Here is a 26,527-nt window from a genome sequence, read left to right as displayed (position 1 = left end):
CTGTTAACCATTGGTCGGACGGCTGGCCGCCACGCGCCTGCCGAGGGACGGCAGAGCCCCCACACGCCCCTGACGGAGCGCGCAGAGGCCCCCTGCCCGCTCCGTCAGTCCAGCCCCAGCCGCGCCACCAGCGCCGCCAATGTGGCGCGCTCCTCATCGGCCATCGCGGCCGCGCGCGAGCGGAACAGCGTCGCCTGGCTCTTCAGCATCAGACCGTCGCTGAGGATCTTGAGGTGGTTGGCCCGCAGCGTCTCACCCGTCGTGGTGATGTCGGCCACGGCCTCTGCCGTTTCGTTCTTCACGGTGCCCTCGGTCGCGCCCTGACTGTCGACCAGCTGGTAATCCGCGACGCCGTTTTCCTTCAGGAATTCGCGCACAAGCCTATGATATTTCGTCGCAATCCGCAGACGAAAGCCATGTTCCCGCCGGAAGGCCGCGGCCACCGCATCCAGATCATCAAGGCAGTCGACGTCGACCCAGGCCTGCGGCACAGCGATGATCAGATCGGCATTGCCAAATCCCAGCTCGGCCATTTCCTCGACCCGCTGTTCCCAGTGGCCCAGCTTTTCGCGCACCAGATCGGTGCCCGTGACGCCGAGGTGAATGCGCCCCTCGGTCAGCTCACGCGGGATTTCCCCGGCCGACAGCAGAACCAGCTCAACCCCTTCAATGCCTTCGACTTTCCCGGCGTATTCCCGGTCGGACCCGGCCCGCCCCAGCACCACGCCACGGGCGCGGAACCAGTCGAACGTCTTGTCCATCAACCGTCCCTTGGAGGGGACACCCAGCTTGATGCTCATGACCAGCCTCCCAACTCGACAACCATGCCGGGACGGATCACGCCCCCGACAGCGGGAATGCCCTCGGGCCGCCCCTCGGCACGCCCCAGCACCCGCGTCAGCGCGTCATAGCGCCCGCCGGTGGCCACAGGCGGCAGATCCGGCCGCCCTTCGACCACGAAGCCAAAGACGAAACCGTCGTAATATTCCATGTGTGTGCGCCCGAAAGCAGCCTCGAACTCCAGCGCCTCGACGTCAATGCCATGCGCGGCCATCGCCTCCATGCGCCGCGCAAGTCGTTCCACAGCCTGCAAAATCGCCGGCATGTCGACAGCTATGTCGCGCAACTGCTCGAGCGCGAAGGGCAGAGTCTCACGCACCTTCAGGATCGCTTCGATCAGCATGACGTCGCTGTTGGGGATCGGTGGCGTTGCGGCATCGACGCGCAGCGCATTGATCCGCGCGGCGACCTCTTCACGGCTGCGCATCCCGATTTCCGGCCCGGCATTGCGGAACGGATCGTCCGCAGCCAGCAGCACCTTGCGCGCCACAGGCACCGGATGGCGCCCCGCATATCGCTCCAACAGCGCCCGGAAGCGAGCCGGCCGCCAGATGTGCCGCCAGAGCGCGGCTTTGCGCGCCTCCGACGTCTCCAGCCCCTCGACCGCAGCCATCAGAATCCCGATATCCCCCGTCGTCGCCTTCAGGTTCAGCGGCGCCACGGCCTGCTGCACACGGGCGAAGACTTCGGCATCGGCAGCGGCCGGGTCCGTTCCGTCAAAGATTTCGAAACCAACCTGCATATATTCATTGGCGCGGGCCTCGTCTTCTTCCTGACGGCGGAACACTTCGCCCGCATAGGTATAGCGCGCCGGTTCGGCCCCTTGCGCCATGTGCATTTGCACCACCGGCACCGTGAAATCCGGGCGCAGCATCTGCTCGCCCCGCAGAATGTCGGAGGTGGTATAGGCGCGGGCACGAATATCCTCGCCGTAAAGATCCAGCAGCGCGCTGGCAGACAGCAGCACAGGCGCCTCAACAGGCACGGCGCCCGCTGCCTCAAAGCCCTCACGCAGGGCCGCAGCGCAGGCTTTCACCTGCGCCTTTTCGGGAGTGCGATTGCCCATGGTTCAGCCCTGCCCTTCCAGGATGTCCCGGATCTTCGCGACCAGCTGATCGCGCGGCACCTCGTATTGCGAGGGGCGCTCTTTCCATTCTTCCAGCGTCGCGTTCTCGGCGATCTTCGCGCCCAGGATCAGATCCTTGACCTGAACAACACCACGGGCCTTCTCGTCCGCCCCTTCGATAACAGCTGCAGGCGAGCCGCGTTTGTCCGCGTATTTCAACTGGTTGCCGAAGTTCTTCGGGTTACCAAGATAGACCTCGGCGCGAATACCGGCCTCGCGCAGCTCAGCCACGATGCTCTGGTAGTCGGCCATCCGCTCGCGATCCATCACCGTGACAACGACGGGACCGGCTGCGTCAGAGGCAATTCGCCCCTTGGCATGCAGCGCCGCCAGAAGCCGGTCGACCCCGATCGAGACACCGGTCGCAGGCACGGATTGCCCGGTGAAGCGCTTGACCAGATCGTCATAGCGCCCGCCACCCGCGACCGAGCCAAACTGCCGTTTGCGGCCCTTTTCGTCGAGGATTTCGAACGTGAGCTCAGCCTCGAAAACCGGGCCCGTGTAGTAGCCGAGGCCGCGCACGACAGACGGGTCGATCTCGATCCGGTCGGTGCCGTAGCCTTGGGCCGCAAGCAGATCGGCCATCTCGGCGAGTTCGGCCACGCCTTCGGCACCAACCTCAGACGTGCCAATAGCGGCGCGCAGATTGTCCAGCGTTTCCGTGGCGTTGACCCCCTTGGAGGTGAGAAAGGCGAGCACTGGATCAGCCTGTTCAGGGGCAAGGCCGACACCGTCGATATAGGCGCCCGAAGCGTCGAGGCGGCCCTTGCCAAGCAGCGCGCGGACACCGCTTTCGCCGACCTTGTCGAACTTGTCGATGGTGCGCAGAACGGCGTCGCGTTGGGTGTCCTCGGACAGGCCCATGGCTTCGAGCACGCCGTTCAGGACCTTGCGGTTGTTGACGCGGATCAGGTAGTCGCCGCGTGGGATGCCAACGGCCTCAAGGCAATCGGCGAGCATGGCGCAGATCTCGGAATCAGCGGCGACGGAGGGTGCGCCGACGGTATCCGCATCGCATTGATAAAACTGGCGGAATCGACCCGGCCCCGGCTTCTCGTTGCGCCAGACAGGCCCCATCGCGTAGCGGCGATAGGGGGTCGGCAGGTCGTTGCGGTGCTGGGCGTAGACACGGGCAAGGGGGGCGGTCAGGTCGTAGCGCAGGGCGAGCCAGTCGCCGTTGCCCTCCTCCTCGCCCTCTTGCCAGGCGAAGACGCCTTCGTTCGGGCGGTCGACGTCGGGGAGGAATTTCCCAAGCGCTTCAACGGTTTCCACGGCGGAGCTTTCCAGCGCGTCAAAGCCGTAGCGATGATAGACGCCGGCAATGGTCCGCAACATGTCTGTCCGTTCCGTTACCTGCGTGCCGAAGTAATCCCGGAAGCCCTTGGGGGTCTCCGCCTTCGGACGCGGTGCTTTTTTCACCTTGGCCATCGCTTGATCCTTGCCCTTTGGAGTGCGCCCGGGGCATAGCCCATGGGGCCGAAGGGGGCAAGCGTGCCCGAGAGGGCCGGGCCCCTTATGCGCGACGCGCCCGGCGGGCTTGCGCCCAGCCAACACAAAGGCTGGTCGACCCGGAGCCTGATTATGCTAGATATGCCCCGTCGCGCCCCCAGCGGCGACACAAACCGGAGGACAGCACGTGCAGGAAATCGAAGAAAAGATGGCGCATCTGATCCGTGCAGTCGACGATCTGTCCGATACGGTGGCCCGTCAGCAGGGGGAAATCGACGTGCTGACGAGGCGGGTGCAGATGCTGATGCAGCGCGAAGCAACGCGCGAGTCCGAGGGTGGTGCGGCGATCTTTACCGGATCGGAAAAGCCACCCCACTACTGAGACCGCCCTGCCCTGCCAACCCTCTGAAACCGCCGGTTTTTGATGTCGGTATTGCGTCGGTATCTGAACGGTATCCGGGCGGTTCAACCTGTAGGGACAGCGGCCACGGCATCCGCCAGATCTGCGCAGGGGCACCACTGCGGCCAGGCGCCGACTGGGTGTGACACCAGACGGCGCAGGAATCGCGCAGGAATCGCAGAGTGGAAGGCAGGCGACGCGGCCTCAGATCTCCTCGACCGAGAGGACGCCGGGCAGGCTCTTGATCGCGCCCTTGATCTCGGGCGTGACCGGAAAGCCGTCGTTGATCTTGACGTCGACCTCGCCCCCGCCGGGCAGCGATGAGTTGACCAGACAGAATTGGATCGGCCCCTTCTGCACGCCGCGCACAGTGTCGCGGGCGCGCAGCAGCACGTCATGCACCGCGCGGATCTCTCGGGTTTCGTTCATGTAGATCTTCAGACCGATCGCGCCGGCATCCGCGACGACGCCGTCCATCGCCACGATGCCGCGCGCCAGCAGCTTGAGCTGGTCACTCTCCAGCGTCGCCTCGACCGTCAGCACCACCTTGGAGCCGTTGACGAGGAAATCGCGGCTGGCCTCCAGCGTGTCGGAGAAGATCGTGATCTCGTAGCCGCCGGTCGGGTCGGAGAGTTGCGCGAAGGCAAAGCGGTTGCCGCGCGCCGATTTACGCTCCTGACAGCCGGTGACAATGCCGCACATCTTGGCGACCATGGCACCGCCTTCGGCAAGACGCGTGACCTCGTCGAGGGTCTTGACGTCCTTGCGCTTCAGCGCGCCCATGTAGTCATCCAGCGGGTGACCGGAGAGGTAGAAGCCGATGGCCTTGAACTCTTCGGTCAGGCGTTCGGCGGGCAGCCAGTCCTGCACGGGCGAGAGGCGCGGTTCGGGCAGGTCATCGCCCGCCTCGCCGAACAGCGACACCTGAGAGGAGGTCTTCTGGTCCCAGAAGGCGGCGGAGTATTGCACCAGCCCATCGAGACTGTCGAAGACGCGGCGGCGGTTGCGGTCCAGCTCGTCAAAGGCACCGGCGCGGGCCAGCATTTCCAGCGGGCGCTTGCCGACCTTCTTGAGCTCGACCCGGCGGGCGACGTCAAAGAGGTTGGCGAAGGGTTTGCCGGCGCGCCCCTCGACGATCATCTTCATCGCCTCGACGCCGACGTTCTTGAGGGCGCCCAGCGCATAGACGAGCGCGCCATCGACCACCTTGAAGGTCGCATCCGAGCGGTTCACGCAGGGGGGCACATACGGCAGCTTGAGGCCCTTCTTCACCTCCTGGAAATAGATCGTCAGCTTGTCGGTGAGGTGGATATCGCAATTCATCACCCCGGCCATGAACTCGACCGGGTGGTTCGCCTTCAGCCAGGCCGTCTGATAGCTGACGACGGCATAGGCGGCGGCGTGGGATTTGTTGAAGCCGTAGTTGGCGAATTTTTCCAGAAGGTCGAAGACCTCGGTCGCCTTCTTCTTGTCGACACCGTTTTCGGCGGCACCTTTTTCGAACTTCGGGCGCTCGGCGTCCATCGCCTCCTTGATCTTCTTACCCATGGCGCGGCGCAACAGGTCAGCGCCGCCGAGGCTGTAGCCCGCCATGACCTGCGCGATCTGCATCACCTGTTCCTGGTAGACGATGATGCCTTGAGTTTCGGCGAGGATGTAGTCGATGGTGGGGTGGACCGAGGTGATCTCCTTCAGCCCGTTCTTGACCTCGCAATAGGTCGGGATGTTCTCCATCGGGCCGGGACGGTAGAGCGCGACGAGGGCGACGATATCCTCGATACAGGTCGGCTTCATCTGTTTCAGGGCATCCATCATGCCCGTCGATTCCACCTGAAACACCGCAACCGTCTTGGCGCGGGCGTAGAGGTCGTAGGTGCGTTCGTCATCCAGCGGAATCAGGTTGATCTGGTTCTCGCCGCCCGGCGCCGGGTCATAGAGGTGACGGCCATCGGCAGCGGTGTGCAGGTCGCGCCCGCCGGAGTGGATCTGGGCAATGGCGTTCTGGATCACGGTCAGGGTTTTCAGGCCGAGAAAGTCGAATTTGACCAGACCGGCCTGCTCCACCCATTTCATGTTGAACTGCGTCGCAGGCATGTCCGAGCGGGGATCCTGATAGAGCGGCACCAGCTCATCAATCGGTCGGTCGCCGATCACCACACCGGCGGCGTGGGTGGAAGCGTTGCGCAGCAGCCCCTCGACCTTCATGCCGTACTTCAGCAGGCGGTCGACAACCTCTTCGTTGCGGGCCTCTTCGCGCAGGCGGTCTTCCTGGATCAGGGCCTGCTCGATGGAGACGGGTTTGACGCCCTCGACCGGGATCATCTTGGACAGGCGGTCGACCTGGCCATAGGGCATTTGCAGCACGCGGCCGATATCGCGCACGGCGGCCTTGGAGAGCAGCGCACCGAAGGTGATGATCTGGCCGACCTTGTCGCGGCCGTACTTCTGCTGGACGTAGCGGATGACTTCTTCGCGCCGGTCCATGCAGAAGTCGATGTCGAAGTCGGGCATGGAGACCCGCTCGGGGTTGAGGAACCGCTCGAACAGAAGGGAATAGCGCAGGGGGTCAAGGTCGGTGACCGTCAGCGCGTAGGCGACGAGTGAGCCTGCCCCCGAGCCACGACCGGGGCCGACGGGGATGTCGTGATCCTTGGCCCATTTGATGAAGTCGGCAACGATCAGGAAGTAGCCGGGGAACCCCATGCCCTCGATGATGTCGAGCTCGAAGTCGAGGCGCTTCTGGTACTCCTCCACCGTCACCGCATGGGGGATCACGGAGAGGCGCTGTTGCAACCCCTCGTTGGCCTGACGGCGCAGTTCCTGCACCTCGTCATCGGCGAATTTCGGCAGGATCGGATCGCGGCGATAGGCCATGAAGGCGCAGCGGCGGGCGATCTCGACCGTGTTGTCAATAGCCTCGGGGAGGTCGGCGAAGAGGGTGACCATCTCCTGCTGGGACTTGAAGTAGTGCTGACGGGTCAGGCGTCGGCGGGGCTGCTGCTGGTCGACATAGGCGCCCTCGGCGATGCAGATCAGGGCATCGTGGGCCTCGTACATGTCCGGCGTCGGGAAATAGACGTCGTTGGTGGCGACAAGCGGCAGGTCCATCGCATAGGCCATCTCGACAAAGCCGCGCTCGGTCAGGCGTTCCTTTTCGGGCTGGCCGTCTTCGTCCGGGTGGCGCTGCAGTTCGATGTAGAGACGATCCGGAAAGGCGCGCGCGAGGCGCTGCATCAGGTCCTGCGCATCGGGACGGTGCCCGGCCTGCAGCATCTGCCCCACGGGGCCATCGGGGCCGCCGGTGAGGCAGATGAGGCCGTCGGAATGGGCCTCAAGCTCCTCCAGCGTGACCTGCGGGATCTGGCCGTTGTTGTCGAGATAGAGGCAGGAGTTGAGCTTCATCAGATGCTCGTACCCGGTCTCGTTCTGGGCCAGCAGAACCATGGGGGACGGCGCGTGCTGCTTTTCACCGGGCTGGGCGTCATGCCAGCCGATATCGACCTGACAGCCGATGATCGGCTGCACCCCTGCCCCGGCGGCGGTGACGGAAAACTCCAGCGCGGCGAACATGTTGTTGGTGTCGGTCATGGCGACGGCGGGCATTCCGGCCTTCTCGCACATGCCCGACAGCTTCTTCAGGCGCACGGCACCTTCCAGAAGCGAATATTCGGTATGGACGCGCAGGTGAATGAATCGGGGGGAGGTGCTCATGCCCGCGATCCTAAGCCTGCGCTGCCTCCCCAGCAAGAAGGCCCAAGGGGAAACAGGCGCAGCGGGCGCGGCTTTTGGCTTGATGCGCGAAAGGGTGCCCGCCATAGTCGAGCGGATCGCAAATCGCCCTCCTCAGGCGTGTGCGCGCGCAACAGAAAGCCCAAGCTGATGACATCTGATCTGGACCTGCATCTGACCCGCACGATTCCCGCCAGCCCCGATGCGGTCTGGCGCTGCTGGACCGATCCGGCGCTGCTGATGCAGTGGTTCACACCAGCCCCCGTGGAAACCGTCGAGGCGGTGATCGAGCCGCGCAGCGGCGGGCGATTCTACACCAAGATGCGCCTGCCCGATGGCACCGAGATCGCCTCGGAAGGCTGTGTTCTGGCGGCGGACCCGGGGCGTTTGCTGAGCTTTACCGACGCGCTTGGGGCGGGGTTTCGCCCGACCGGCGCAGGCTTCATGACCGCCATCGTCACCTTTGATGCGGTGGCGGCCGGCACGCGCTACAGCGCGATGCTGCTGCATGCCAGTTCCGAGGAACGCGCCCGCCACGAAGAGATGGGGTTTCACGAAGGCTGGGGCGCGGCGGCAAATCAACTGTCGGATCTGGCAAAAAAGATTAGCGGATAGGCCTTTTTGTCCAATTGGTTGCCGTTGCAGTTTACGGGGGCTTGCCAAGCCGCGGGCCACAGGGTTTTTTAGGACAAAAGAAATATATAACGCCGCTTTTCTTACGCCGCATCGGGAAAGCATTCAGGGCGCCAAGGGTAACGCGGCGGATGATAGCATATGACACTCTCCTTTCACCTGAACGGAGAACGCGTGGACATCCCGGATGTACACGCGACGACCACTCTGCTGGACTGGCTGCGCACCGAGCGCGGGCTGACCGGCACCAAGGAAGGCTGTAACGAGGGCGATTGTGGCGCTTGCACGGTGATGGTCACCGGCGAGGACGGGCCGCGCGCCCTGAACGCCTGCATCCTGTTCCTGCCCCAGCTTCAGGGCCGCGCTGTCACCACCGTCGAGGGGCTAAAGCAGGGCGACGCGCTGCATCCGGTGCAACAGGCGATGATCGACAAGCACGGCTCGCAATGCGGCTTCTGCACGCCGGGCATCACCATGTCGCTGGCGACGGCGCATCTGGCAGGCTCGGACGCGCATGACCTGACGCTGGCGGGCAACCTCTGCCGCTGCACCGGCTATGCGCCGATCATCCGCGCCGCCGAAGAAGCCTTTGCCCACCCCGCCCCGGCGCATCTGCCCAAGACCTTTGTGATGCCCGATGAGGCTGAGGGCTCTGGCCCGTTCCAGCCGCGCAGCGCCGATGCGCTGGCGGCGTGGTATGTCGATCACCCGGAGGCGACGCTGATCGCGGGGGCTACCGATCTGGGGCTGCATGTCACCAAGGGCATGCGGGACCTGGGCGAAGTGGCGTTTCTGAACCGCTGCTCGGACCTCAAGGGCGTCGAGATTGGCGAGGGCGAGATCCGCGTTGGCGCGATGACCTCGCTGACGGATTTTCTGGCGGCGATTGCGCCGCTGCATCCCGGTCTGGCCGGTATGCTGCGCCGGTTTGGCTCGGTTCAGGTGAGGAATGCCGCGACCGTCGGGGGCAATATCGCCAACGGCTCGCCCATCGGGGACAGCCCGCCGGCGCTGATCGCGCTTGGTGCGGTGCTGCATCTGCGGCGTGGCGACGTGCGGCGCTCGCTGCCGCTGGAGGACTTCTTTGTCGCCTACGGCAAGCAGGACCGTCAGCCGGGCGAGTTCGTCGAGGCGGTGAGCTTTCCACGGCAGGCGGACCGGATCGCGGCCTACAAGCTGAGCAAGCGGCTGGATCAAGATATCTCGGCTGTCTGTGGCTGCTTCAATATCGTGGTTGAAGGCGGACGCGTGGCCTCTGCCCGGATTGCCTTTGGGGGTATGGCGGCGACGCCGAAACGTGCGACGGCTGTCGAGGCGGCGATCACCGGGCAGCTGTGGGACGAGAGCATTCTGGGGCTGGCGCAGGACGCATGGGCGCAGGACTTTCAGCCGCTCTCGGACATGCGGGCCTCGGCAGCCTATCGGTTGGAGGGCGCGCGCGGCATGTTCGCGCGCTACCTGCTGGCCGACATGGGCGAAGTCACGGATATTGCGGAGGTTTCGGCATGAACGACCAGGTGCGCAAACCCCTGCCCCACGACGCCGCCCGTCTGCATGTGACCGGCGAGGCGCGCTATATCGACGATATCCCGACGCCGGCGAACTGCCTGCATCTGGCGTTCGGCGTCTCGCCCGTTGCGCGCGGCGTGATCACCTCGCTGGACCTTGACCCCGTGCGCGTGGCGCCGGGTGTGGTGGCGGTGCTGCTGGCGGCGGATCTGCCGTTCGAGAACGACACCTCGGCCGGGGCCCATGATGAGCCGCTGCTGGCGGTGGAGCGTGTGAACTTTGTCGGTCAGCCGATCTTTCTGGTGGCTGCGACCAGTCATCATGCGGCACGCTTTGCCGCGCGTCAGGCGGTGATGGCGTTTGACGAGGAAGAGCCGATCCTGACGATCGAGGCGGCGCTGGCCGCTGACAGCCGGTTCGAGGAAGGTCCGCGAGTTTACGCCAAGGGCGACGCGGCGGCGGCGATCGCTGCGGCGCCGAAACGCCTGACGGGTCGGATCGAGATGGGCGGTCAGGAGCATTTCTATCTGGAGGGGCAAGCCGCGCTGGCGATGCCGCAGGAGGGCGGCGACATGATCGTCTCCTCCTCCACCCAGCACCCGACCGAGATCCAGCATAAGGTGGCCGAGGCAATCGGCAAGCCGATGCATGCGGTGCGCGTCGAGACGCGTCGTATGGGCGGTGGCTTCGGCGGCAAGGAGAGCCAGGGCAACCCGCTCGCCGTGGCCTGCGCCGTGGTGGCGCGCCAGACCGGACGGCCTGCGAAGATGCGCTATGACCGCGATGACGACATGATCATCACCGGCAAGCGGCATGATTTCCGGATCGATTATGCGGTGGGCTTCGACGAGACGGGCCGTATCCATGGTGTTGATTTCGTGCAATATACCCGGTGTGGGTGGAGCCAGGACCTGTCCTTGGCCGTTGCGGACCGCGCGATGCTGCATGCGGACAACGCCTATCTGCTGGAGAATGCGCGGATTGAGAGTCATCGGCTGAAGACCAATATGTGCTCGGCCACCGCTTATCGCGGGTTCGGCGGGCCGCAGGGCGTCGTCGGGATCGAGCGGGTGGTGGATCATATCGCGCATGAACTGGGGCTGGACCCGGTGAAGGTGCGGCAGGTGAACTATTATGCGGATGCGCCTGTGGGCGGTGTCGTCGGGGGCGCTGCCCCCGCGGCAGAGCCGCTCCCCCGGGATATTTCCAACAGGGAAACACAGGAAGATGTGACCTCGCGTGGGGCGGCGGGGGCGTTTCCGGTGGAGGGTGCGGCTGTCAAAGCGAAAGGCGGACAGACGACACCGTATGGGCAGGAGGTTGTCGACTTTCTGCTGGGGCGGTTGACGGAGCGGTTCCTGGAGACGTCGGACTATGCGGCGCGGCGGGCGGCGGTTGATGAGTGGAATGACAGCCATCCGGTGCTGAAGAAGGGCCTTGGGTTTTCGCCGGTGAAGTTCGGGATCTCGTTCACGCTGACGCATCTCAATCAGGCGGGGGCTTTGGTGCATGTGTATCAGGACGGCTCGGTGCATCTGAACCATGGTGGGACGGAGATGGGACAGGGGTTGTTCCTGAAGGTTGCGCAGGTGGCGGCGAGCCGGTTCGGGATTGATCTGGGCGACGTGAAGATCACCGCGACGGATACGGCGAAGGTGCCGAATACCTCGGCCACGGCGGCCTCGAGCGGGACCGATCTGAACGGGATGGCGGTACAGGCGGCCTGCGACACCATACGCGACCGGATTGCCGGCGTGGTGGCGGAGCTGCATCAGGTGGCCGTGGAGACCGTGCGTTTTGAGGGTGGCATGGTGCTGGCGGGGGGCAATGAGATGACCTTCGCGAAGGCTGCGCAGCTGGCTTATGAAGCTCAGGTGAGCCTGTCGGCCACCGGGCATTATAAGACGCCGGACCTCGCCTGGGACCGGATCAGGGGGGCGGGGCGGCCGTTCTTCTACTTTGCCCATGGCGCGGCCCTGACCGAGGTGGTGGTTGACACGCTGACCGGGGAGTACCGCATTCTGCGCGCCGATATTCTGCATGACGCGGGCAGCAGCCTGAACCCGGCGATTGATATCGGGCAGATTGAGGGCGGCTATGTGCAAGGGGCGGGCTGGCTGACCACGGAGGAGCTGGTCTGGGACGGCAAGGGGCAACTGCGCACCCATGCGCCCTCGACCTACAAAATCCCGGCCTGTGGCGACCGGCCTCGGGTGTTCAACGTCGATCTGTGGGATGAGCCGAACCCGGCGGCGACGATCTATCGCTCGAAAGCCGTGGGGGAGCCGCCGTTCATGCATGGTGTTTCGGCCCTGATGGCGCTGTCGGATGCGGTGGCAGCCTGCGGCACTGCCTATCCGGCGCTGGATGCCCCGGCGACGCCCGAGAGGGTGTTGGCCGCTGTAAAGCGGGTGCGCGGTGTTTGATCTGGTCGGCCTGCGCAGCGCCGTGGCGCAGGCGGGCCGCGTCGTACGGGTGGTCGTGGCGCAGACGCGCGGCTCGGTTCCCCGGGAGGCGGGCGCGGCGATGCTGGTGGGCGAGACCCTGTTTCAGGGCACCATCGGCGGCGGCACGCTGGAGCATGAGGCGATGCTGCGGGCGCGGGAGATGCTGGGGGCGGACGCGGACCGGCTCGAAAAACGCGCCCTCGGGCCCGATCTGGGGCAATGCTGTGGCGGGGCGGTGACGCTGCTTTATGAGGTTTACGACTCCGTGCGGGTGGCGGCGTTGGATGAGGTTGTGATTGCGCGGGGGGCGGGTGATATGCCCTTTGCCGTCAAGCGGGTGCTGGCGGGGGCGCGGTCCGGCAATCTGCCGCGCGCGCAGCTGATCGAGGGCTGGATGGTCGAGCCGGTGGCGCGCCCGAGCCGCGAGGTCTGGGTCTGGGGTGCGGGGCATGTCGGGCGGGCGATCGTCGCCGTGCTGGCGCCCCTGCCCGGCTTTGCGATCACATGGGTCGATACCGGGGCGGGGCGGTTTCCCGAGGTGATTCCGGAAGGGGTGACGATGCTGCCCGCTGTCGATCCGGCGCTGTTGGCGGCGCATGCGCCGCGCGCGGCGGAGCATCTGATCCTGACCTATTCCCATGCGCTGGATCTGGCGCTGTGTGATACCCTGTTGGGGCGCGGGTTTGCGCGCTGTGGATTGATCGGGTCCGCCAGCAAGTGGGCGCGGTTTCGCAAACGGCTGGCGGGCATGGGCCATGATCCTGCCCGTATTGCGAGCATCGACTGCCCGATTGGCGCACCGGAGCTCGGCAAACATCCGCAAGAGATTGCCGTGGGCGTAGCCGCTGCGCTACTGAGGCAATCGGCGCGACAAGACGCATCAAGGCCCGGAGAGGTCAACAAGGCCGTACAGGCCAAGAAGAGCCGCGATGGCGGATAGGGAACGGTAGGGTGACGGGGAAACTTCTTTCAATCAGGGGCCTGACGAAGGCCTATCCGGGCGTGGTCGCCAACAGCGACGTGTCCTTCGATATCGAGCCGGGCGAAGTGCATGCTCTGCTGGGGGAAAACGGCGCCGGGAAATCGACGCTGGTCAAGATGATTTACGGGCTGGTGAAGCCCGACAGCGGCCACATGGTACTGCAGGGGCGCGAATATACCCCGGCTGAGCCGCAGGCGGCGCGCGCCGCTGGCGTGGCGATGGTGTTTCAGCACTTTTCGCTGTTTGACGCGCTGAACGTGGCGGAGAATGTCGCGCTCGGGATGGCGAACCCTCCGAAAACCAGTGAGCTGGCGGCGAAGATCACCGATGTCTCCGAACAGTATGGCTTGCCGCTGGATCCGTGGAAGATCGTCGGCGATCTGTCGGCGGGCGAACGTCAGCGGGTCGAGATCATCCGCTGCCTGCTGCAGGACCCGAAGCTGCTGATCATGGACGAGCCGACCTCGGTGCTGACGCCGCAGGAGGTGGAGATCCTGTTCGCCACCCTGCGCAAGCTGAAGGCCGAGGGGACCTCGATCCTCTATATCTCGCACAAACTGGAGGAGATCCGGGCCTTGTGTGACGAGGCGACGATCCTGCGTCTGGGCAAGAAGGTCGGCACCTGCGTGCCGCGCGACACCTCTGCCGCGCAGATGGCCGAGCTGATGGTGGGCAGCGAGCTGCACCGCCCCGAGCGCGCGGCGACGGTGCCAGGCGCGGTGCGGCTGGCGCTGCGCGGGCTGTCGGTGACATCGCCGGGGCAGTTCGGGACGTCGCTGAAGGACATCTCGCTCGAGGTGCGTGCGGGCGAGGTACTGGGGCTGGCGGGAGTGGCTGGCAACGGTCAGGACGAGCTGCTGGCGGCGCTGGCCGGCGAGATTCTGGCGAAACCGGGGATGGTGGTGCTGGATGGCGCCGAGATCGGTGCCAAGGGCCCCGGCGCGCGGCGCAAGATGGGGTTGCTGACGGCGCCCGAGGAACGTCTGGGCCATGCGGCGGCGCCGAATATGAGCCTGACCGAGAACGCCCTGCTGACCGGCGCCGAGCGCGAAGCGCTGATGCAGAACGGGTTTCTGAAATGGGGCAAGGCGAAGAGCTTTGCCGAGGCGATCATCAAGCGTTTCGATGTGCGCACCCCGGGGCCGGAGACGGCAGCGCGGGCGCTTTCCGGGGGCAACCTGCAGAAATTCGTCATTGGCCGCGAGGTCATGCAACGCCCAGATGTGCTGGTGGTGAACCAGCCGACCTGGGGGGTCGATGCCTCGGCTGCGGCGGTGATCCGGCAGGCCTTGCTGGACCTGGCCGTGGGTGGCGCGGCGATCGTGGTGATCAGCCAGGATCTGGACGAGCTGATGGAGGTTGCGGACAATTTCGCGGCGCTGAACGAGGGGCGTCTGTCGGAGATCCGGCCCGCCAAGGGGCTGAGCATGGAAGAGATCGGCCTGATGATGGGCGGCGCGCACGGGCTGGAGGTGGCGCATGCGTGATCGCATCTGTGCGCGGGCTGAGGCGGCGGGAGCCTCCGGCGGGAATATGATGAGCAAGAAGAAGTTTGGGGGGCGCGCGGGATGCTGACGCTGGAGAAACGGCCGCAGCCGTCCAAGGCGCTGTCTTATATCACGCCGGTGCTGGCAGTGATCGTGACGATGATTGCGGGGGGGCTGCTGTTTGCCGCCCTTGGCAAGGATCCGGTCGTGGCGATCCGCACGATCTTCTGGGAGCCGCTGTTTGGCGAGTTTGCCAGTTATTATCGCCCGCAGTTGCTGGTGAAAGGTGGACCGCTGATCCTGATCGCGCTGGGGCTGAGCCTGGGGTTTCGTGCCGGGATCTGGAACATCGGCGCCGAGGGGCAGTATATCATCGGCGCCATTTGTGGCGCGGGGGTGGCGCTGGCCTTCTATCCGCTTGACGCCTGGTACATCTTTCCGCTGATGGTGATCGCGGGGGCACTGGGGGGCTGGGCCTGGGCGATGATCCCGGCGATCCTGAAGGTGAAATTCGGCACCAACGAGATCCTCGTGTCGCTGATGCTGGTCTATGTCGCCGAGCAGTTGCTGGCCTCGATGGCACTGGGGCTGATGAAGAACCCCGAAGGCTATGGCTTTCCGGGATCGCGCAATCTGCAGCAGTATCCGGCGGCCTTCAACGGTGAGCTGATTGCCGGGACGGGCATGCACTGGGGCGTGGCGGCGGCGTTTATCGCGGCGATCTTCAGCTATATCCTGCTGAACCGGCATATCCTGGGCTTTCAGATCCGTCTGACCGGAGAGGCACCACGGGCGGCGAAGTTCTCGGGTGTGAAACCGGCGCGGCTGGTGCTGATCTGCATGGGCGTGGCCGGAGCACTTGCGGGCATGGCGGGGATGTTCGAGGTGGCGGGCCCCTCGGGACAGATCACCCTCAGCTTCAACGTCGGGTATGGCTTTACCGCGATCATCGTCGCCTTTCTGGGGCGTTTGCATCCCGTAGGCATCATTCTGGCGGGGCTGCTGATGGCGCTGACCTATATCGGCGGCGACGTGGCGCAGAGCCGGTTGCAGCTGCCGGCGGCCGCCATCCAGATGGTGCAGGGGATGCTGCTGTTCTTCCTGCTCGCCGTCGATGTGCTGACGAATTACCGTATCAAGATGACCAAGAGGGAGGTGGCGTGATGGATCTGAGCGCAATCAATCCGATCCTGCTGCTGGCCTCGCTGATGGTGGCGGCCACGGCCGTGATGATCGCGGCCTTGGGAGAGCTGATCGTCGAACGCGCCGGGGTGCTGAACCTTGGGGTCGAGGGGATGATGATCACCGGGGCGATCATCGGCTTTGCCGCCGCGGTGCACAGTGGCTCGCCCGCCGTGGGCTTTGTTGCGGCGGCGGTGGGGGGCGCGGGGCTGTCGCTGCTGTTTGCCCTGCTGACGCAGGTGGCGCTGGCCAATCAGGTGGCCAGTGGTCTGGCGCTGACGCTGTTCGGGCTGGGCCTGTCGTCGCTGATCGGTCAGGGCTATGTCGGGATCAAGCCGCCGGTCATTCCCAAGCTGAACATCCCGCTGCTGAGCGATATTCCCGTGCTTGGGCCGATCCTGTTCCGCCACGATATGGTGGTCTATTTCGGCATCCTTCTGGTGGTGCTGGTCTGGCTGTTCCTGAAATACACCCGCGCCGGGCTGGTGCTGCGCGCCGTGGGCGAAAACCACGAGGCGGCCCATGCGCTCGGCTACAAGGTGGTGCGGATCCGGGTGCTGGCGATCATGTTCGGCGGGGCCTGCGCCGGGGTCGGCGGGGCCTATGTCAGTCTGGTGCGCGTGCCGCAATGGACCGAAGGCATGACCGCCGGTGTCGGCTGGATCGCCCTCGCTCTGGTGGTCTTTGCCAGCTGGAAGCCCTGGCGCGTGCTGCTGGGTGCCTATCTTTTTGGCGGTGTCACCGTGTTGCAGCTTAATCTGCAGGCGGCAGGTATTGCGATTCCCGTCGAATACCTTTCCATGTCACCCTACCTGATCACGATCATCGTTCTGGTGATCATGTCCAACCGCCGCAGCGCCTCTCCGGCCTCGCTCGGCAAGACGTTCCACGCGGCCCAATGAGGCCGCACAAAACTCGGGCGGCAAAACGCCGTCATTCTAATGGGGAGAACATCATGAAAATGAAGAAAAGAAGCTTTCTTGCAGGCACCGCCATGGCGCTTGGCCTGGCTGCCACCGGCGCCTGGGCACAGGACGACAAGGTCAAGGTCGGCTTTGTCTACGTCGGCCCGATCAACGATGGCGGCTGGACCCAGCACCACCACGAGAGCGCCCTGAAGATGGTCGAGACCATCGGCGCCGACAAGGTTGACATGGTCTATCAGGAAAACGTGGCCGAGGGCCCGGATTCTGAGCGCGCGATGACCCAGATGGCGCTGGAGGGGGCGGACCTGATCTTCACGACCTCCTTTGGCTACATGGACCCGACGATCAACGTCGCCGCCAAGTTCCCGAACGTGAAGTTCGAACATGCGACCGGCTACAAGACGGCTCCGAACGTCTCGGCCTATTCGGCACGTTTTTATGAAGGCCGCGCCGTCATGGGCACCATTGCGGGCCGCATGACCAAGAGCAACATCATCGGCTATATCGCGTCGGTGCCGATCCCCGAAGTCGTGCGCGGCATCAACTCGTCCTATATCCACGCCAAGAAGGTGAACCCGGACGTCCAGTTCAAGGTCATCTGGCTCTACACCTGGATGGACCCGGCGAAAGAGGCCGACGCGGCGCGCACCCTGATCGAACAGGGCGCTGACGTGATCTTCCAGCACACCGACTCCACCGCGCCTCTGGCAGCGGCCCGCGATGCGGGCAACGTCATCGGCTTCGGTCAGGCGGGTGACATGATCGAATACGCGCCGTCGCCGCGCGTCTCCTCGATCATCGACAACTGGGAGCCCTACTACACCTCGCGCGTCAAGGCCGTGATGGATGGCACCTGGGAAAGCCACAACGTCTGGGAAGGCATCAACACCGGCATGGTCGGCATCGGCGAGATCACCTCGGCCGTTCCGGCTGAAGTCAAGGCCGAGGCCGAAGCCCTGCAGGCGTCGATCGAGAGCGGTGAATACCACCCCTTCACCGGCCCGCTGAAAAAGCAGGACGGCTCTGACTGGCTGGCCGAGGGCGAGACCGCCGATGACGGCACGCTGGCCGGCATGAACTTCTACGTCGAAGGTATCGACGCCGAGCTGCCGAACTAAGGATCGGGCCTATCGCCCATCCACTAAAGGGCCCCGCGGGACAGATGTCCGGCGGGGCTTTTTCACGCGACGGGGCCTGTTTCACGCGGCGGGCCTGTGCAAGGATGCCGCGCATGAGCGAAAATTACACGGATATGCTGATCATCGGCGGCGGCGTGGCCGGCATCACCGCCGCCGCCGATCTGGCGCCACATGGCTCGGTTCGGGTGCTGGAGCGCGAACGCCAGCTGGCCTATCACGCCTCGGGGCGTTCGGCCGCGATGTTCCTGCAGGACTATGGCAATGCCGTGGTGCGCGCGCTGAACGATGCCAGCGCCGAACCGCTGGCGACGCGCGATGGCGGCGTGCTGTCGCCGCGCCCGATGCTGCTGCTGGGACGCGATGAGGATGCGGCCTGCTTCGCGGGTGAGGCCGCAGATCTGGGGCTGGAGCGGATCGGGGTGGAGCAGGCGTTGCCGCTGTTTCCTCTGCTCGATCAATCGGTTGTGAGCCACGCTGCTGTGCGCCACGACACCAGCGACATCGACACCGACCTGCTGATCCAGAACGCGCTGAAGCGGGCGCGGGCGGGTGGCGCGGTGGTGGAGACCGGCGCTGAGGTCACGGCGATCCGCCACTCCGGCGTCTGGGAGGTGCAGGCCGGCGATCAGGTCTACCGCGCACAGGTGCTGGTCAATGCCGCCGGGGCCTGGGCCGACGGGGTCGCGCAAATGGCCGGGATCACGCCCTTGGGCATTCAGCCGTTCCGGCGCAGCATGGCCGTTCTGCCCCTGCCCGAGGGGTTCGACAGCAGCGCCTGGGCCTTTGTCGATTCCGTGGGCGAGGGCTGGTACGCCAAGCCACAGGCGGGCAAGTTGCTGGTTTCGCCCGGGGACGAGGATGCCTCGGAGCCGATGGACTCCTGGGCCGACGACATGGTGCTGGCCGAGGGGCTGGCGCGGTTCGAGGCGATGGTGACGATGCAGGTCACCCGGGTCGAACACAGCTGGGCGGGGCTGCGCAGTTTTGCCCCCGACCGCACGCTGGTGGTGGGCCGCGACGCCGCTGTACCGGAGTTCGTCTGGGTCGCGGCGCAGGGCGGCTATGGCTTTCAGACGGCGCTGGCGGTGTCGCAGCTGGTCGCAGATCTGGTGGCCGGAGACGCCCCTGAGCTGCCCGCCAGCGTGGTTGCCGCGCTCAGCCCGGCGCGGTTTGGTTAACGCCGACTCCGACGGTCGGTATCAGGGCGGTATTGCGTCGGTATCACGTCGGTGCGGCGCAGGCGCCCCCGGTAAAGGTTAATGCGCCGCGCCGTTAACCATGTCTTGAACCCCCTGCCCCGCCCTGGCAAGCTGGCCGCGAACGGGGCGGAGACCTGAGGTGGCTGAGCGGCGCAACTGGAGCGAAACCGAGGTGGCCGAGGCGCTGGCGCTGTACCTGCGGCTGGCCTTCGGCAAGTTCCACAGCCGCAACCCGCAGGTGATCGCGCTGGCGGCCCGGCTTGGGCGCACGCCGTCTGCGGTGGCGCTGAAGCTGACCAACCTTGCCGCGCTGGACGAGACTTTGGCGCAAAAGGGCATGGCCAATGCCTCGGCCATCGACAGGCGGGTCTGAGCGCGGTTCCTGAACGATCCCGAGCAGGTCCTTCTGGCCTTTGAGCGGCAGGAAAGCCCTGCGCCCCCAGCCAATACCTTCGCAGAGCGGGCCGAGGCCTTTGCCGGGCGGCAGGACCGCGTCGTCACGGCGACCGTACGCCAGCGTATCGGGCAAAGCTTTTTCCGCGAGATGATCCTGACCGCTTACGGCAACCGCTGCGCGCTGACGGGGATCGAGGATGCACGGCTGATCACGGCGAGCCATATCGTCGGCTGGGCCGAGGATGCGAGTGTCCGGGTGAACCCGCGCAACGGCATTGCGCTGAACGCGCTGCATGACCGGGCGTTTGACCGGCATCTGATCACCTTTGACGATGACTATCGCATGGTGATCGCGGCGGATGTCCCGCCCGAGGCGCGCCGCCAGTTGCAGCGGGTCGACAGTGACCGGCTGAGCATGCCGGAACGCTCGCTGCCTGACCCTGCGCTGATGCAGCGGCACCGCCAGAGGTTTCACGCGCGGCAGGCCTAGGGCGGGGTCTCCCCCGCCCTGTGCTTTATTCCGAGACGCGGATCCTGGCGTTGGTCGGATCGTAGGGGCTGTCCTCGGTGATCTCGCAGTCCCAGAGCTGGTCGAACATCTTCACCTTCAGTTTGGTGCCCGGCACCGCAAGTTCGGGTTTGACGTAGCCCATGCCGATGCTCTTGCCGAAGGCGACGGAGTAGCCGCCCGAGGTCAGACGCCCGACCTTGGAGGGCCCGTCATACAGCGCCTCGCGGCCCCAGGGATCGGCGTCGGCGGGGCCGTCGATCAGCAGGGTGACGCATTTGGAGCGGATGCCGGTGGCCTCCATCGCCGCCTTGCCGTGGAAGTCCTTGGTGAGGTCGACGAAGCGGGGAAGGTCAGCCTCCAAAGGCGTGGCGTCGCGGCCAAGCTCGTTGCCGAAGGCGCGGTAGGATTTTTCCTGACGCAGCCAGTTTTGCGCGCGGGCACCGACGAGTTTGAGGCCGAGCGGTTCGCCTGCTTTCAACAGCATGTCCCAGAGGTGGTTCTGCATCTCGATCGGGTGGTGCAGTTCCCACCCCAGCTCGCCGGTGTAGGCGACGCGGATGGCGCGGACGGGGACCATGCCAAGCTCGATCTCGCGCGCCGAGAGCCAAGGGAAGCGCTTGTTCGACAGGGCGGTTTCGGGGTCGGCGTCGCAGATGAGCGATTTCAGCAGCTCGCGCGATTTCGGGCCTGCGATGGCGAAGACGCCCCATTGGGTGGTGACGTCCTGGATCTCGATATAGCCGAACTCGGGGGCTTTATCTTCGGCGGCTTTGCGCAGGAAGTCGGCGTCGTAGGCCGTCCATGCCCCGGCGGAGACGAGGTAATAACTGTCCTCGGAAATCCGCACGATGGTGTATTCGGTGCGGGTCGTCCCGGCGGAGGTCAGCGCGTAGGTCAGGTTGATGCGGCCGACTTTCGGCAGTTTGTTGCAGGTGAACCAGTCGAGGAAGGCGGTCGCGCCGGGGCCCTTGACGACGTGCTTGGTGAAGGCGGTGGCGTCGACCAGACCGACGGTTTCGCGGATCGCCTTGGCTTCCTCCACCGCGTATTGCCACCAGCCGCCACGGCGGAAGCTGCGCGATGCGTGGTCGTCAAAGCCCATCGGCGCGTAGTAGTTCGGGCGGTCCCAGCCGTTGACGGCGCCGAATTGCGCGCCTTTTGCCGCTTGGCGGTCGTAGGCGGGCGAGGTGCGCAGGGCACGGGCACGCTCACGCTCCTCATCGGGGTGGTGCAGGACGAAGACATGCTCATAGGCTTCTTCGTTCTTCTGCACGGCGTATTCGGAGGTCATCCAGCTGCCGTAGCGTTTGGGGTCGAGGGAGGCCATGTCGATCTCGGCCTCGCCCTGGGTCATCAGCTGGGCGAGGTAGTAGCCGGTGCCGCCCGCGGCGGTGATCCCGAAGGAAAACCCCTCGGCCAGCCACATGTTGCGCAGGCCGGGCGCGGGGCCGATCAGCGGGTTGCCGTCGGGGGTGTAGCAGATCGGGCCGTTGAAATCGTCCTTGAGGCCAACCGTTTCGGAGGTCGGCAGGCGGTGGATCATCGACATGTATTCCTCTTCGATCCGCTCCAGATCGAGGGGGAAGAGGTCGGCGCGGAAGCTGTCGGGCACGCCGTAGCGGAAGCGCGCGGGGGCGTTGCGCTCATACGGGCCGAGGATCCAGCCGCCGCGTTCTTCGCGCACGTACCATTTGGCGTCGGCGTCGCGCAGGACCGGGTGTTCGGGGTTGGTCTTGCGGAACTCGACGAGGGCGGGATCAGGCTCGGTCACGATGAACTGATGCTCGACCGGGATCGCGGGGGTTTTCAGACCGAGCAGGCGCGCGGTGCGCTGTGCGTGGTTGCCGGTGGCGGTGACGACATGTTCGGCGGTGATGATCGCGGTTTCCTCAGAGGCGACAAGGTTGCCGCCCTTTTCCACCATCTTGGTGACGCCGACCTGCCATTCCGAACCGGTCCAGGTGTAGCTGTCGACCTGCCATTTACGCTCGATCAGCACGCCGCGCTGACGCGCCCCCTTGGCCATCGCCATGGTGACGTCGGCGGGGTTGATATAGCCGTCGGTGGGGTGGAAGATCGCGCCCTTCAGGTCTTCGGTGTTCAGCAGCGGCCAGCGGGATTTCATCTGCGCGGGCGTCAGCCACTCATAGGGGACACCAGCAGTCTCGGCGGTCGAGGCGTAGAGCATGTATTCATCCATGCGGTCCTGCGTCTGCGCCATGCGCAGGTTGCCGACGATGGAGAAACCGGCGTTCAGGCCCGTCTCGGCCTCCAGCGACTTGTAGAACTCGACCGAGTATTTGTGGATATGGGTCGTCGCATAGCTCATGTTGAACAGCGGCAGCAGACCGGCGGCGTGCCAGGTCGAGCCGGAGGTCAGCTCATCGCGTTCGAGCAGCATCACGTCATCCCAGCCCGCAGCCGCGAGGTGATAGGCGATGGAGGTGCCGACGGCGCCGCCGCCGACGACGAGAGCTTTGACGTGGGATTTCATGACGCAGGGTTCCTGATTGGATGATCTGCCGCCAGCTTTACCACCATGGCAAATTTCCGCACCGCCCAGCCGACGCAATGCGCGCTGAATGCGACGCGCCGCAAGAATGGCGGCGATTTGCGCGCGCCAGCCCGCCATGCGCGGCGCGCATCAAGAGACAGGGGTTGCGCATCATGCTGCCGCATTGCAGAATAACCCCCGCATGACGGAATAAAACGTGACGTTGCAAGGCTATGGAAAGTCTGTTTTGTCCTGTCACGACTGGGCGCAAGATTATATCAAAGTGCCTGAGACTGATTGATCTGCGCCGAATCCGGCACAGATCGCAGAGTGGAAAAAACTAGGGGAGTGACCGCAGATGAAGGTACTGGTGCCTGTCAAACGCGTGATCGACTATAACGTTAAAGTTCGCGTCAAGGCGGATGGCAGCGGGGTCGATCTTGCCAATGTGAAGATGTCGATGAACCCATTCGACGAGATTGCCGTCGAAGAGGCGATCCGTCTGAAAGAGGCCGGCAAGGCTGAGGAAGTCATCGTCGTCTCCATCGGCGTCAAACAGGCGCAGGAAACCCTGCGGACCGCGCTGGCCATGGGGGCGGATCGCGCCATTCTGGTCATCGCCACGGACGACGTTCATCAGGACATCGAACCGCTGGCCGTCGCCAAGATCCTCGCCAAGATCATCGGGGACGAACAGCCCGGTCTGGTCATCGCCGGCAAACAGGCGATCGACAACGATATGAACGCCACCGGCCAGATGCTGAGCGCGCTGCTCGGCTGGTCGCAGGCAACCTTCGCCAACGATCTGGATGTCGAGGGCGATTTCGCCACCGTCAGCCGTGAGGTCGACGGCGGCCTGCAGACCGTCAAGGTCAAGCTGCCCGCGATCGTCACCGCCGATCTGCGTCTGAACGAACCGCGCTATGCCTCCTTGCCCAACATCATGAAGGCAAAGAAGAAACCGCTGGACGAGAAGACCGCCGAAGAGCTGGGCGTCGACGTGACGCCGCGCCTGCAAGTGGTCAAGACCTCCGAGCCGGAAACCCGCAGCGCGGGCATCATCGTCAAGTCGGTTGATGAACTGGTTGCCAAACTCAAAGAGAAGGGGATCGTGTAATGGCCGTTCTTCTGCTTGCCGAAGTCAATGATGGTGTGCTGGCGATGGACGCCACCGCCAAGGCCGTGTCCGGTGCCGCGAAGCTGGGTGACGTGACTGTTCTGGTCGCGGGCGAAAAGGCGGCCGACGCTGCAGCCGAAGCCGCCAAGATCGCCGGTGTCTCCAAGGTGCTGGTCGCCGAAGATGCGCTCTATGGTCACCGCCTGGCGGAACCCGTTGCGGCGCTGATCGTGTCGCTGGCGGGGGAGTATTCGCACATCGTCGCCCCCGCGACGACGGACGCGAAAAACATCCTGCCGCGCGTTGCGGCCCTGCTGGACGTCATGGTCCTGTCCGAGGTCACCGCCGTGATAGACGCCGACACGTTCGAGCGTCCGATCTACGCGGGTAACGCGATCCAGACGGTGAAATCCTCGGATGCGACCAAGGTCATCACCTTCCGCACCTCGACCTTCGATGCGGCTGGCGACGGCGGCTCGGCCTCGGTCGAGAGCATCGGCGCCGCTGAAAACCCCGGCCTGTCGGAATGGGTCGAGGACAAGGTTGCCGCCAGCGATCGCCCCGAGCTGACCTCGGCCGGGATTGTCGTGTCCGGTGGTCGTGGCGTCGGGTCGAAAGACGACTTCGCGCTGATCGAGAAACTGGCAGACAAGCTGGGCGCGGCTGTCGGCGCATCCCGCGCGGCAGTCGATTCGGGCTTTGCCCCGAACGACTGGCAGGTCGGCCAGACCGGCAAGGTCGTCGCACCGGAGCTCTATGTCGCTGTCGGGATTTCCGGCGCGATTCAGCACCTTGCGGGGATGAAGGATTCCAAGGTGATCGTCGCGATCAACAAGGACGAAGAGGCGCCGATCTTTCAGGTTGCCGATTTCGGCCTGGTCGCGGATCTGTTCACCGCCGTCCCCGAGCTGATCGAAAAGCTGTAAGGCACGTCACGGCAGGGCACCCCCTGCCCTGCAGAGATTGGAAAGGCCCGTCAGCAATGGCGGGCCTTTTCGCTTGATGCGAGCAGCGCGCGCAAGGCCGGGATCAGCGCCTCGGCTGCCATGTCGTGCGCGGCGACCGGGAGGCCTTGCGCCGCCATCTGCGCCTCCATCGCCGAGAAGACCATGCCTTGTGTGCCCTGGGCCAGTGCCGCAGCCCCCGGCACGGCTGTCACAATCCCGGCGACATGCGCGCGCAGAGCCTCCAGCATCGCACCGGTGACCAGCATCGGCTCCTGCCCCAGACCGGGCGGCGCGGCTCCCGGCGGCTGATCGGCCAGCCACAGCAGTACCACCGGCGCGGGAATGCGGGCCAGCAGATGGCGCATCCGGTCGCCCCATTCGGCCTGAAGGTCGGCGCACACCTCGGCAAAGCGCACGGCAGAGACGGCGTTGAGCGTATGCAGCAGATGGCGGGTAAAGTGGAATTCGGTAAAATCCACCTCCGGAAAGAGCCGCCGCATCGCGGGCGTGGCCTGCAGAAAGCGGTCATTGTGGCGCGGGTGCACGGCGTAGAAGCGGTTCGACTGGTTCTGCGCCCCCAGAACCTGCATCACCACCGCCCGCGCCCCCGCCACCACCTGCAACAGATCCCCATCGCCAAGAAAGGCGTCAACCCCGGCATTCGCCCAGCCAAGGTTGACCACCGGCAGCCCCAGACAGGCCTCGACCCGCGCCGCGAAGGGCTCAGGGATGAATTTGCCATAGGTCTCGGCCCCGCCAAGACAGACGACATACTCCCCGTCCAACGCCCGCGCCGGCCCGCGAAACATCATCCGTGACGCGCCATAGCGACAGGGGACATACGCAAGCCCGCCCCGGCCCATCTGATCAAAGCTCATCTCACCACCTCATCACCCCCCGGCAATCTGCAGGGCAGAGCTTGCCAAATTGCTAACCCGGAAATTCAGCACAAATGATCAGGATCAGGACGGGAGCCCTTGCGGCAATGTCACCAGCAGTCCACATTGCGCCCATCAAGAGACAGAGGAGTTTCAGGTGGATATCAAGCAGATTGGCGTCATCGGCGCAGGGCAGATGGGCAACGGCATCGCACATGTGCTGGCGGTTGCGGGCTATGACGTGCTGCTCAACGATATCAACCAGGAGGCGCTGGATCGCGCGGTGGCGCTGGTGAACAAGAACCTCGACCGCCAGGTGCAGCGCGAAAAGCTCAGCGCCGAAGACAAGGCGGCCGCCATGGCCCGCATCTCGACCACCAAGACGCTGTCGGACCTTGGCACCTGCGACCTGATCATCGAGGCCGCGACGGAACGCGAAACCGTGAAAGAAGCGATCTTTCAGGACCTGCTGCCCCACCTCAAGCCAACGACGATCCTGACCTCGAACACCTCTTCGATCTCGATCACCCGACTGGCCAGCCGCACGGACCGGCCCGAGAAATTCATGGGCTTCCACTTCATGAACCCCGTGCCGGTGATGCAACTGGTCGAACTGATCCGCGGCATTGCGACCGATGCCGAGACGTATCAGGCCTGCCTGGCGGTGGTGGAAAAGATCGGCAAGACAGCTGCTTCTGCGGAAGATTTCCCGGCCTTCATCGTCAACCGCATCCTGATGCCGATGATCAATGAGGCCGTCTACACGCTTTACGAGGGCGTCGGAAACGTGAAGTCCATCGACGAATCAATGAAGCTCGGCGCGAACCACCCGATGGGCCCGCTGGAACTGGCCGACTTCATCGGCCTTGATACATGCCTCGCCATCATGAATGTGCTGCACGACGGGTTGGCGGACACCAAGTACCGCCCCTGCCCCCTGCTGACGAAATACGTGGAAGCCGGCTGGCTGGGCCGCAAGACGGGCCGTGGGTTTTACGACTATCGCGGAGAGACGCCGGTTCCGACCCGCTGACAGTGCAGAAGCCTCCGGCGGAAGTATTTGAGGCAAGATGATGAAGAGCTCAGCGCTCCAGTGTCATCTTGCCGGAAATACTTCGGGGGAGACAGGCGTAGCC

At 64.9% G+C, this 26,527-nt stretch carries 21 protein-coding genes; 15 read left to right on the top strand and 6 right to left on the bottom strand.

The window, feature by feature from the left end; translation table 11 throughout:
- Positions 1 to 104: 104 nt before the first annotated feature.
- The 3 genes from hisG to hisS are packed head-to-tail and all read right to left on the bottom strand — an operon-like array spanning position 105 to position 3,394.
- On the bottom strand, positions 105 to 800 hold the full coding sequence (gene hisG / locus F3W81_RS20485) for an ATP phosphoribosyltransferase (protein WP_193081432.1): 696 nt from the start codon (positions 798 to 800) through the stop codon (positions 105 to 107).
- Entirely contained in the window at positions 797 to 1,906 is a 1,110-nt protein-coding gene (locus F3W81_RS20480; protein WP_193081430.1) for an ATP phosphoribosyltransferase regulatory subunit, read from the bottom strand. Before F3W81_RS20480 ends, hisG begins: the two co-directional genes overlap by 4 nt.
- 3 nt (positions 1,907 to 1,909) lie before the next feature.
- Positions 1,910 to 3,394 (bottom strand): histidine--tRNA ligase, encoded by a 1,485-nt coding sequence (gene hisS, locus F3W81_RS20475; protein ID WP_193081428.1) that lies wholly within the window; start codon positions 3,392 to 3,394, stop codon positions 1,910 to 1,912.
- Positions 3,395 to 3,602: 208 nt separating this feature from the next.
- Between hisS and F3W81_RS20470 the strand changes: the two genes are divergently transcribed.
- Complete coding sequence (locus F3W81_RS20470) at positions 3,603 to 3,797, top strand: SlyX family protein (RefSeq protein WP_193081426.1); 195 nt, start codon at positions 3,603 to 3,605, stop codon at positions 3,795 to 3,797.
- 222 nt (positions 3,798 to 4,019) lie between these two features.
- Here F3W81_RS20470 and dnaE read toward each other — a convergent pair whose 3' ends face one another.
- Positions 4,020 to 7,526: a DNA polymerase III subunit alpha gene (dnaE, locus tag F3W81_RS20465; RefSeq protein WP_193081424.1), complete on the bottom strand. Its 3,507-nt coding sequence runs from the start codon at positions 7,524 to 7,526 to the stop codon at positions 4,020 to 4,022.
- A 168-nt stretch (positions 7,527 to 7,694) separates the two neighbouring features.
- Here dnaE and F3W81_RS20460 point away from each other — a divergent pair, with 168 nt between their 5' ends.
- The 11 genes from F3W81_RS20460 to F3W81_RS20955 all read left to right on the top strand — a co-directional run bounded on the left by F3W81_RS20460 (position 7,695) and on the right by F3W81_RS20955 (position 19,934).
- Entirely contained in the window at positions 7,695 to 8,159 is a 465-nt protein-coding gene (locus F3W81_RS20460) for an SRPBCC family protein (RefSeq protein WP_193081422.1), read from the top strand.
- 159 nt (positions 8,160 to 8,318) lie between these two features.
- Positions 8,319 to 9,686 carry a xanthine dehydrogenase small subunit gene (gene xdhA, locus F3W81_RS20455; protein WP_193081421.1) on the top strand — a complete coding sequence of 456 codons (1,368 nt, stop codon included), beginning with the start codon at positions 8,319 to 8,321 and terminating at the stop codon, positions 9,684 to 9,686.
- Entirely contained in the window at positions 9,683 to 12,112 is a 2,430-nt protein-coding gene (xdhB, locus tag F3W81_RS20450) for a xanthine dehydrogenase molybdopterin binding subunit (RefSeq protein WP_193081419.1), read from the top strand. Before xdhA ends, xdhB begins: the two co-directional genes overlap by 4 nt.
- Positions 12,105 to 13,073, top strand: a complete 969-nt coding sequence (xdhC, locus tag F3W81_RS20445; RefSeq protein WP_193081417.1) for a xanthine dehydrogenase accessory protein XdhC — start codon at positions 12,105 to 12,107, stop codon at positions 13,071 to 13,073. The genes xdhB and xdhC overlap by 8 nt, the downstream gene beginning before the upstream one ends.
- An 11-nt stretch (positions 13,074 to 13,084) precedes the next feature.
- A complete protein-coding gene (locus F3W81_RS20440; protein WP_193081415.1) occupies positions 13,085 to 14,602 on the top strand; it encodes an ABC transporter ATP-binding protein in 1,518 nt (505 codons plus the stop codon).
- An 81-nt stretch (positions 14,603 to 14,683) separates the two neighbouring features.
- The gene (locus F3W81_RS20435; RefSeq protein WP_193081413.1) at positions 14,684 to 15,766 is read left to right on the top strand and encodes an ABC transporter permease; all 1,083 of its coding nucleotides are present in this window, start codon (positions 14,684 to 14,686) and stop codon (positions 15,764 to 15,766) included.
- Positions 15,766 to 16,686: an ABC transporter permease gene (locus F3W81_RS20430; protein ID WP_193081411.1), complete on the top strand. Its 921-nt coding sequence runs from the start codon at positions 15,766 to 15,768 to the stop codon at positions 16,684 to 16,686. The genes F3W81_RS20435 and F3W81_RS20430 overlap by 1 nt, the downstream gene beginning before the upstream one ends.
- A 59-nt stretch (positions 16,687 to 16,745) precedes the next feature.
- Positions 16,746 to 17,828, top strand: a complete 1,083-nt coding sequence (locus F3W81_RS20425) for a BMP family ABC transporter substrate-binding protein (protein ID WP_193084064.1) — start codon at positions 16,746 to 16,748, stop codon at positions 17,826 to 17,828.
- A gap of 113 nt (positions 17,829 to 17,941) precedes the next feature.
- A complete protein-coding gene (locus F3W81_RS20420; protein WP_193081409.1) occupies positions 17,942 to 19,027 on the top strand; it encodes an NAD(P)/FAD-dependent oxidoreductase in 1,086 nt (361 codons plus the stop codon).
- A 160-nt stretch (positions 19,028 to 19,187) separates the two neighbouring features.
- Positions 19,188 to 19,421 (top strand): hypothetical protein, encoded by a 234-nt coding sequence (locus F3W81_RS20960; RefSeq protein ID WP_226941763.1) that lies wholly within the window; start codon positions 19,188 to 19,190, stop codon positions 19,419 to 19,421.
- A 171-nt stretch (positions 19,422 to 19,592) separates the two neighbouring features.
- Positions 19,593 to 19,934: an HNH endonuclease gene (locus F3W81_RS20955; protein WP_226941762.1), complete on the top strand. Its 342-nt coding sequence runs from the start codon at positions 19,593 to 19,595 to the stop codon at positions 19,932 to 19,934.
- A 25-nt stretch (positions 19,935 to 19,959) separates the two neighbouring features.
- Here F3W81_RS20955 and F3W81_RS20410 read toward each other — a convergent pair whose 3' ends face one another.
- On the bottom strand, positions 19,960 to 22,449 hold the full coding sequence (locus tag F3W81_RS20410) for a GcvT family protein (RefSeq protein WP_193081407.1): 2,490 nt from the start codon (positions 22,447 to 22,449) through the stop codon (positions 19,960 to 19,962).
- Between the two features lie 358 nt (positions 22,450 to 22,807).
- Between F3W81_RS20410 and F3W81_RS20405 the strand changes: the two genes are divergently transcribed.
- A complete protein-coding gene (locus F3W81_RS20405; RefSeq protein WP_193081406.1) occupies positions 22,808 to 23,566 on the top strand; it encodes an electron transfer flavoprotein subunit beta/FixA family protein in 759 nt (252 codons plus the stop codon).
- The gene (locus F3W81_RS20400; RefSeq protein ID WP_193081405.1) at positions 23,566 to 24,492 is read left to right on the top strand and encodes an electron transfer flavoprotein subunit alpha/FixB family protein; all 927 of its coding nucleotides are present in this window, start codon (positions 23,566 to 23,568) and stop codon (positions 24,490 to 24,492) included. Before F3W81_RS20405 ends, F3W81_RS20400 begins: the two co-directional genes overlap by 1 nt.
- A 50-nt stretch (positions 24,493 to 24,542) precedes the next feature.
- Here the strand turns inward: F3W81_RS20400 and F3W81_RS20395 are convergent, their stop codons facing one another.
- A complete protein-coding gene (locus tag F3W81_RS20395) occupies positions 24,543 to 25,391 on the bottom strand; it encodes a DUF6473 family protein (protein WP_193081404.1) in 849 nt (282 codons plus the stop codon).
- A gap of 157 nt (positions 25,392 to 25,548) precedes the next feature.
- On the opposite strand from F3W81_RS20395, the gene F3W81_RS20390 reads away from it, so the two are divergent.
- Positions 25,549 to 26,424, top strand: coding sequence for a 3-hydroxybutyryl-CoA dehydrogenase (locus tag F3W81_RS20390; RefSeq protein WP_193081403.1), 876 nt, complete (start codon positions 25,549 to 25,551; stop codon positions 26,422 to 26,424).
- Positions 26,425 to 26,527: the final 103 nt, after the last annotated feature.

It is taken from the genome of Pseudooceanicola spongiae, assembly GCF_014899185.1.
In the GTDB taxonomy this organism is placed as follows: Bacteria; Pseudomonadota; Alphaproteobacteria; order Rhodobacterales; family Rhodobacteraceae; genus Pseudooceanicola; species Pseudooceanicola spongiae.
The sequence above is the reverse complement of the archived record's forward strand: the minus strand, read 5'-3'. Positions and strand labels throughout refer to the sequence as shown.

What these genes read in the sequence shown, in the direction of transcription:
- xdhB (WP_193081419.1), top strand. Translation starts at nt 9,683, where the DNA reads ATGAACGACCAGGTGCGCAAACCCCTGCCCCACGACGCCGCCCGTCTG.
- F3W81_RS20410 (WP_193081407.1), bottom strand. Translation starts at nt 22,449, where the DNA reads ATGAAATCCCACGTCAAAGCTCTCGTCGTCGGCGGCGGCGCCGTCGGC.
- F3W81_RS20405 (WP_193081406.1), top strand. Translation starts at nt 22,808, where the DNA reads ATGAAGGTACTGGTGCCTGTCAAACGCGTGATCGACTATAACGTTAAA.
- F3W81_RS20430 (WP_193081411.1), top strand. Translation starts at nt 15,766, where the DNA reads ATGGATCTGAGCGCAATCAATCCGATCCTGCTGCTGGCCTCGCTGATG.
- hisG (WP_193081432.1), bottom strand. Translation starts at nt 800, where the DNA reads ATGAGCATCAAGCTGGGTGTCCCCTCCAAGGGACGGTTGATGGACAAG.
- F3W81_RS20435 (WP_193081413.1), top strand. Translation starts at nt 14,684, where the DNA reads ATGCTGACGCTGGAGAAACGGCCGCAGCCGTCCAAGGCGCTGTCTTAT.
- F3W81_RS20420 (WP_193081409.1), top strand. Translation starts at nt 17,942, where the DNA reads ATGAGCGAAAATTACACGGATATGCTGATCATCGGCGGCGGCGTGGCC.
- hisS (WP_193081428.1), bottom strand. Translation starts at nt 3,394, where the DNA reads ATGGCCAAGGTGAAAAAAGCACCGCGTCCGAAGGCGGAGACCCCCAAG.
- F3W81_RS20395 (WP_193081404.1), bottom strand. Translation starts at nt 25,391, where the DNA reads ATGAGCTTTGATCAGATGGGCCGGGGCGGGCTTGCGTATGTCCCCTGT.
- F3W81_RS20955 (WP_226941762.1), top strand. Translation starts at nt 19,593, where the DNA reads ATGATCCTGACCGCTTACGGCAACCGCTGCGCGCTGACGGGGATCGAG.
- F3W81_RS20460 (WP_193081422.1), top strand. Translation starts at nt 7,695, where the DNA reads ATGACATCTGATCTGGACCTGCATCTGACCCGCACGATTCCCGCCAGC.
- xdhA (WP_193081421.1), top strand. Translation starts at nt 8,319, where the DNA reads ATGACACTCTCCTTTCACCTGAACGGAGAACGCGTGGACATCCCGGAT.
- F3W81_RS20480 (WP_193081430.1), bottom strand. Translation starts at nt 1,906, where the DNA reads ATGGGCAATCGCACTCCCGAAAAGGCGCAGGTGAAAGCCTGCGCTGCG.
- F3W81_RS20425 (WP_193084064.1), top strand. Translation starts at nt 16,746, where the DNA reads ATGAAGAAAAGAAGCTTTCTTGCAGGCACCGCCATGGCGCTTGGCCTG.
- F3W81_RS20400 (WP_193081405.1), top strand. Translation starts at nt 23,566, where the DNA reads ATGGCCGTTCTTCTGCTTGCCGAAGTCAATGATGGTGTGCTGGCGATG.
- dnaE (WP_193081424.1), bottom strand. Translation starts at nt 7,526, where the DNA reads ATGAGCACCTCCCCCCGATTCATTCACCTGCGCGTCCATACCGAATAT.